Origin of the sequence: Rhodoblastus sp., assembly GCF_041915505.1 — a bacterium.
Lineage (GTDB): Bacteria > Pseudomonadota > Alphaproteobacteria > Rhizobiales > Beijerinckiaceae > Rhodoblastus.
Window position 1 is genome coordinate 1 of the sequence record NZ_JAYSBG010000522.1, and the last position, 1,594, is coordinate 1,594.

Below are 1,594 nucleotides of genomic sequence, written 5' to 3' on the forward strand. Positions count from 1 at the left end.
GCCCCTGGGCGGTGACGGAAAAGCCTTCGAAAAATTCCGCCGGCGGCGCCTCCAGGGCGCGCGACAATCTGCGCAGCAATTCGGCCGAAATGCGCTCGCGTCCCTGTTCGAGATCGTCGAGGCGGCCGGGCGAAATGGCCACCAGCCGCGCCAAGGCGTCCGGTTCGACGCCGCGCGTCTGGCGCAGCGAACGCAATCTGGACCCGACATGTCGATCGATGAAATTGGCTGTTTTCATGGACGTTCTTCGCATAATCGAAAGGAAGCGAGGCGATTCCGGCTTTCCGCCCGCCGCCGCATTGACGCTGCGAGTTGCGGGAATGGAAGTCACCTGTATTTGAATAAAGTTGTACAAAAACGGCGGGACAATGCAACTTAATGCACTGTTAATCATGAATTTAAGGATCAGCTAGCGTTAGGTCAGCATAGAAGGGGCAATGATTAATAATTTTAACGAAAATTACTTAACTCACCATCCACAGCGCCGCGCGATATTAACCTTCGCTCGCCACGGCAAGAAACATGGCGGCGTCGAGCTGGAACGAGCCGTCATCTTCAATTTCGAAATGGTCCCGGATCTCGGCGGCCGCCTTGTGCTGCAGCAGACGGATCGCCTCGGCCAGCGGGGCCGGCGTGCCGATCCGGGCGGTCCAGACGGCGAAATCCATGCGCAGCCGCCACGTCTCGCAGCGCTCCACCGCGAAACCGGCGTCGCGCAGCATCGCCCGCCATTCCGCGACGCTGTAATCGCGGACATGCGAGACGTCGCGCAACAGTTCGACCGCCTGCAAATGGGTGTCGAGCGCCGCCGCGCCGGGCGAGACGATGTCGATGAAGACCGCCGGCGCGCCCTTCCGCAAGACGCGGCGCGCCTGACGCAGCCCCGCCGGCGCGTCGCGCCAGTGATGGGCCGAAAAGCGGCTGGCGAGAAAGTCGAAACGGGCCTCCGGGAAGGGCAAGGTTTCGGCCGAGGCTTGCACGGTTTCCACGTTGCTCAAGCCGCGCCGTTCGGCTTCGGCGGCGACCGCCGCCAGCATGTCGGCCGAGAGATCGACCGCCGTGACGGCGCCCGCCGCGCCCGCCAAAGCATAAACGACATGGCCGCCGCCGGTCCCAAGGTCGAGGGCGCGCGCCGGCGCGGCTTTCGCCGCCAGCGCCGTCAGGGCCGCCAGATCGGCGCCGCCGGCATGGACGGCGCTCTGCACATAGGCTTGCGCATGGGCGCCGAATTGCGCCGCCGTCAGCGCGTCCTGATCCTTGGCCATGACCGCTCCTATTCGCCGCGCCATTGCGGCGGGCGCTTGGCCAGAAAGGCCTCCATGCCTTCCTGGAAATCGGCGCTGCGATAGCACATCACCACCAGATCCTCGCCGGTCTCCATCGGCGGCCGTAGGCGCAGCAGGGCCTCCTTTGTCGCGCGCAGGGTCAGCGGCGCGTGGCCCGCCACGGTTTTCGCCAATTCCTCGGCGCGCGCCGGCAGCGCCTCCGGCGCGACGATCTCGCCGACCAGGCCGAAGGCTTTGGCTTCTTCAGCGTCGATCAGCCGGGCGGTGAAGAACAAATCCTTGACCCGCGCCGCGCCCATAATGGCGGC

The 1,594-nt window shown here is 65.2% G+C and carries 3 protein-coding genes; all 3 read right to left on the reverse strand.

Annotated features, from left to right (window positions below):
- Positions 1-238, reverse strand: a 238-nt coding sequence (locus ACE3S9_RS19365; RefSeq protein ID WP_374548109.1) for a helix-turn-helix domain-containing protein, incomplete at its 3' end; no start/stop codon positions are given.
- 256 nt (positions 239-494) lie between these two features.
- Positions 495-1,265 (reverse strand): class I SAM-dependent methyltransferase, encoded by a 771-nt coding sequence (locus ACE3S9_RS19370; RefSeq protein WP_374548110.1) that lies wholly within the window; start codon positions 1,263-1,265, stop codon positions 495-497.
- Between the two features lie 8 nt (positions 1,266-1,273).
- Positions 1,274-1,594 (reverse strand): enoyl-CoA hydratase-related protein (locus tag ACE3S9_RS19375; RefSeq protein WP_374548111.1); only part of this gene is annotated, 321 nt, incomplete at its 5' end.

Bases quoted from the DNA above. Each gene is read 5' to 3' on its own strand.
- ACE3S9_RS19370 (WP_374548110.1), bottom strand. From the start codon at position 1,265: ATGGCCAAGGATCAGGACGCGCTGACGGCGGCGCAATTCGGCGCCCAT.